Here is a 4,869-nt window from a genome sequence, read left to right on the forward strand (position 1 = left end):
TCAAGGTCTGAGCGATGCTGACCTGGCGGCAATGGCGACGTTCCTCCTTGGCGAGCAACCGCCACCAGCCAAAGAGCTCGTCGAGGTGCCGCTGGACAAGCTCAGCGCGAGTGCTCAGCGCGGCCGTCAGGAATACCTGAACGTCTGCGCCGGTTGTCACGCGGCTGGCGGTGAAGGCAAACCGCACATCGCAGTGGCCATGCGTGGCAACACCACGTTGCGCCTCGAAGATCCGCGCAATCTGTTGCGAGTGATCGAGGACGGCATCGGCGAACAGAAATTCTCCGGGTTCGAGCACATGCAGCCGATGCCGGGTTTTGCTGGAAAGCTCAGTCCTGAGCAATTGACTGATCTGCTCAACTACCTGCGTCAGGGTTGGGGCGGGCAGGGCGCTGAACTGGCGGTGAGCGAAGTGCAGAAGCTGCAAGCCGACGCGCCGAGCGTCGAGCACAAGGCGCACTGATATGCAGCATCTCGATCTGCAAGTGGTGCGTCGGGCGCTGGAATGGTCGGTGGCCGGGCAGCGAATCTGGCTGTGCACGGTGCTCACCACTTACGGCTCGGCACCGCGCGCGCCGGGTTCGCTGCTCGCGGTGAACGAAGGCGGGCAGTGGATCGGTTCGCTATCGGGCGGTTGCGTCGAGGAGGATTTCCTTGAGCGCGTTGCCGAAGGTGCGTTTCTCGAAGCGGTAAGCGTCGTGCGTTACGGCGAAGGCGATGATCCGCGCTCGCGGGTCAGTCTGCCTTGCGGCGGCATTCTTGATGTGCTGGTTGAGAAACTTGACGCCGACTGCGCGGTGCAGGCGCACCTGCGTGAACTGGAATCGGCGCTGCTGGGTCAGCGTCGTCTGCTTCGCGAAGTTGATCTGGCCAGCGGTGCGCGCACTCTGTTTGCTGATCGCGAGCAGGGTGCACGGATCGAGCGTGAGATTGATCGGGTGCGCATTCGTGTCGGTGCAGCACAGCGCTTGTTGCTCGCTGGCTACTCAAGTGTGGCGCAGGCCTGTGCCGAGTTCGCGGTAGGGCTTGGCTTCGAAGTGATTCTTTGCGATCCGCGTGATGAAATGCTTGAAGGCGTGGTGCTCAATAGCGTGGAAATCCGTCGACAGTTGCCTTCGGTGTTCATTGCCGACGGTGGTTGTCATCGCGATACGGCGGTAGTGGCGTTGACCCATGATCCGCGCATCGACGATCTGGCGATGATGGAAGCGGTGCGCACCGAGGCGTTTTACATCGGTGTGATGGGATCGCAGCAGACGTCGCAGAAACGCTTCGAGCGCTTACGCCGCATTGGTGGCTTGAGTGAGGCAGAGCTGGCGCGGGTTCATGCGCCGATCGGCCTCAACCTCGGCAGCAAGACACCGGCGGAAATTGCGCTGGCGGTGCTGGCGGATATCCTGCGGATTCGCAGCGGGATCGCTCGGGACCAGCTCTGATCCTAAGCCTTGCTGATCTACTGTGGCGAGGGGATTTATCCCCGTTGGACTGCGCAGCAGTCCCCTCCTGCTCAAGAGGGGCGTTTCGCACCCCCAACGGGGATAAATCCCTTCGCCACAATGGTTTTATAGGCTGTACTTATCGCGCAGCCCGTAATACCAGGCACCCAGCGCGGCAAACGGTGTGCGCAGCAATTGCCCGCCGGGGAAGGGATAGTGCGGCAGGTCGGCAAAGGCATCGAAGCGCTCGGCCTGACCGCGCAACGCTTCGGCGAGGACCTTGCCCGCCAGGTGCGTGTAGGTGACACCGTGACCGCTGCAGCCCTGCGAGTAATAGATGTTGTCGCCCAGGCGCCCGACCTGCGGCAAGCGCGAAAGGGTCAACAGGAAGTTGCCGGTCCAGGCGTAGTCGATCTTCACGTCCTTGAGTTGCGGGAAAGCCTTGAGCATCTTCGGGCGAATGATCGCTTCGATGTTCGCCGGATCGCGAGCGCCGTAAACGACGCCGCCACCGAAGATCAAGCGCTTGTCGGCGGTCAGGCGATAGTAGTCGAGCAGATAGTTGCAGTCCTCCACGCAGTAATCCTGCGGCAAAAGCGCCTTCGCCAGCTCATCGCCCAGCGGCTCGGTGGTGATCACCTGGGTACCGCACGGCATCGATTTGGCCGCCAGTTCCGGTACCAGATTACCGAGGTAGGCGTTGCCGGCGACGATGATGAACCTGGCCCTGACCTTGCCCTGCGGCGTATGCACAACCGGATTGGCGCCGCGCTCGATGCGCACGGCAGGTGATTGCTCATAGATGGTGCCGCCGAGAGACTCGACTGCCGCCGCTTCTCCGAGCGCCAGATTCAGCGGATGGATGTGGCCGCCGCTCATATCGAGCATGCCACCGACGTACTGATCGCAACCCACCACTTCACGAATGCGGCGTTGATCCATCAATTCCAGCTGGGTGTGGCCGAAGCGTTCCCACAGGCGCTTTTGCGATTCCAGGTGGCCCATTTGTTTGGCGGAAAGGGCGGCGAATACACCGCCGTCCTTCAGGTCGCACCGGATGTTGTATCTGGCCACGCGCTCGCGAATGACCCGGCCGCCTTCAAAGGCCATTTCGCCGAGCAGTTGCGCCTGCTGGCGGCCGACCGTGCGTTCAATGACGTCGATGTCGCGGCTATAGCTGTTGACGATCTGCCCGCCGTTGCGGCCCGAGGCGCCAAAACCGACTTTCGCCGCTTCCAGCACGGTTACGCGAAAACCGTTCTCCAACAGGAACAGGGCGGACGACAGCCCGGTATACCCGGCGCCGATCACACAGACGTCCGTCTCCACATCATCCTGCAGCACAGGGCGTGGTGGTACGGCATTGGCCGACGCAGCGTAATAAGACTCTGGGTATTGGGTGTTCGCCATCCTGCCGCCTCTGTTTAATATATTTTACGAGTGCGTCGATCCTACCCGAGTTGAAAAACCTCCGCCAGCCACCGGAAACTCTTCGTCGCTGAGGCGAAATTAAATATTTTGCATATTCATAGGGTTAGGTGAAAAAAAGGTGTTGACACCCCTCCGGAATTCCGTAGAATGCCGCCTCACAGCAGGCACGTAGCTCAGTTGGTTAGAGCACCACCTTGACATGGTGGGGGTCGTTGGTTCGAGTCCAATCGCGCCTACCAAACAAAATCCGCTCTGCTGGGCGGTCTAGAAGGGCTCACCGAAAGGTGAGCCCTTTTTTGTTGTCTGCGATTTGCAAAACTTTTGCAAAACTTTTGCAAAACCCCCACCTCAGAACGCCAGTTCGGCGCTCACTTCAACATAGTCGATCGTCTTGTCGCCGTGTCCCTCCTGATAGTGCTTCGTCATCTTCTCGTCCGCGTGGCCCAGCAGCGCCTGAATGTATTCCTGCGGGAAATTCTGCTGCTCATATAGCCATGCGCCTAAAGCGCGGATCTCGTGAAAAGTGGGGCGCTCACCGGCCGGCACATGGTCATAAGCGTGCGCCGCGTCCCGCGCCTTGCTGAACTCCTTGGTCAGATAATCTGGTGTCACCGACGTCCAGTGGTCCTTCGCGTCGATCTGTTCCCTTCGCCGGGCCTTCGGCTTGTAATGGATCAGGTAGGGCGAGACCAACGGCGATCGCAGGCACTCGCCGACGACTTCACGCAGCGCGGCGCCCATGGTGATCTTCAGGTGAACCGGATTGTCGTAGCCCTGCGTCTTGCCCGGCGACACGGTCAGCGTGTTCTTGTCCATGTCGACCGCTGACTTCAGCCAGGTCACGATATCCTCGCGGCGCTGAAGGCTGGCAAGTGCCAGGCGGATTGCCCGTTTCAGCCAGGGCGGCGTGGTCGCCGCGGCGATGATCGTCTGTAGTCCTTCCAGCGTGTGCCGCTGGCGCTTCTTCTCGGCTTCCTTCTTGACCAGCGTCAGCTCGGCGCAATTGCGCTCGGCCAAACCTTTTGCAACGGCGAAAGCGAAGATCTGCACCCACAGCCCGCGATGCTTTGTGTAGGCGTTGTTGCTGAACTGGTCCAGGTATTCAGCCATGGCCAGCACGTCCATCTGTCCGATCAGGCGATCGCCGAGATCCTGCCGGTACCGCTCGAGCTTGAATTTGATCTCTTCCAGTGTCCGCGCCGCATAGCCCTTGTCGACCAGCCATTCGTCATTGAACCGCTGCAGCAGGTTGCTCACCGTTGGCAACCGATCGCCGGTCAGCAGGGTAAGCAGCGCCCCGTCATCGACGACCAGCGCCGCGACCTTGAGGTTTGCTGCGTGCGCGAGCTTGATTGCTTCCTCAAGTGGGCGGTTGATGCTTGTCATCAAGCCGGTAATGGGGTTCCGGTACCGAAAATATTTACCGTTCGGGTAAAGATTTGGCGGTAGCTTCCTGTTTTTGAGCGTGCGCGGCCGGGCAGCCATCAGCCTATCTCCAACATCTTGGCCAGCAGGGGATCATCTGACCCCATCACGGCCGCCTGCACATCCACGAAATACATCCCGCCTTTTACTTCTCCTACCACTTCGCCTTCCTCAATCCATTTTTTCAACTGCTGCAAACTCGGCTTGCCGCCGACGTAGCGGAGCTTTCTGTATTCGCCTGCCTCCATAAGGCGCGGCAACTTGACCGTGATCTGGGCCAGAATTTTTGCCATTGTGATGCTCCATGCCGCGCGTGGCGGCAGAAGGTGGTTAAAGGTTTCGAAGTTCTTTTCGCTGCTCAGGGGATTGAGCGGGGTACCCAAAGTGAAAGCGCCGCCTGCCCGTATAGCCGCACTCGCTGCATCCGGACGATGGGCCGCAACTGCAGCCACCCTCACATCCGCAACTGCACCCGCTACAGGACAGGGTCACAACGCCTTCTTCCTCGACATCGCCGTCTTCGGTGATCCAGTACTTGCGCCGACGATCAAGCCTGAACCCGGCTGCCGCTTCGGCC

6 protein-coding genes and 1 tRNA gene are annotated in these 4,869 nt (G+C 60.2%); 4 read left to right on the forward strand and 3 right to left on the reverse strand.

Going from position 1 to position 4,869, the window contains the following annotated elements; translation table 11 throughout:
• Together OQK_RS20090 and OQK_RS20095 are read left to right on the forward strand one after the other, a co-directional pair.
• Positions 1-463 (forward strand): c-type cytochrome (locus tag OQK_RS20090; RefSeq protein ID WP_038861460.1); only part of this gene is annotated, 463 nt, incomplete at its 5' end.
• Position 464: 1 nt separating this feature from the next.
• Positions 465-1,436, forward strand: coding sequence for an XdhC family protein (locus OQK_RS20095; protein ID WP_016773950.1), 972 nt, complete (start codon positions 465-467; stop codon positions 1,434-1,436).
• 126 nt (positions 1,437-1,562) lie between these two features.
• On the opposite strand, the gene OQK_RS20100 is transcribed toward OQK_RS20095, so the two are convergent.
• A complete protein-coding gene (locus OQK_RS20100; protein ID WP_016773951.1) occupies positions 1,563-2,846 on the reverse strand; it encodes an NAD(P)/FAD-dependent oxidoreductase in 1,284 nt (427 codons plus the stop codon).
• A 183-nt stretch (positions 2,847-3,029) separates the two neighbouring features.
• On the opposite strand from OQK_RS20100, the gene OQK_RS20105 reads away from it, so the two are divergent.
• Positions 3,030-3,106: transfer RNA gene (locus tag OQK_RS20105), tRNA-Val, on the forward strand.
• Positions 3,107-3,215: 109 nt separating this feature from the next.
• Here the strand turns inward: OQK_RS20105 and OQK_RS20110 are convergent.
• Complete coding sequence (locus tag OQK_RS20110; protein ID WP_038861463.1) at positions 3,216-4,352, reverse strand: tyrosine-type recombinase/integrase; 1,137 nt, start codon at positions 4,350-4,352, stop codon at positions 3,216-3,218.
• Complete coding sequence (locus tag OQK_RS20115) at positions 4,352-4,585, reverse strand: hypothetical protein (RefSeq protein ID WP_016773953.1); 234 nt, start codon at positions 4,583-4,585, stop codon at positions 4,352-4,354. The genes OQK_RS20110 and OQK_RS20115 overlap by 1 nt, the downstream gene beginning before the upstream one ends.
• On the opposite strand from OQK_RS20115, the gene OQK_RS31510 reads away from it, so the two are divergent.
• Positions 4,554-4,869: hypothetical protein (locus OQK_RS31510; RefSeq protein ID WP_238537232.1), on the forward strand; the 316-nt coding region annotated here is incomplete at its 3' end. The genes OQK_RS20115 and OQK_RS31510 overlap by 32 nt on opposite strands.

The organism is Pseudomonas sp. R62, from assembly GCF_000257605.1.
GTDB lineage: Bacteria > Pseudomonadota > Gammaproteobacteria > Pseudomonadales > Pseudomonadaceae > Aquipseudomonas > Aquipseudomonas atacamensis.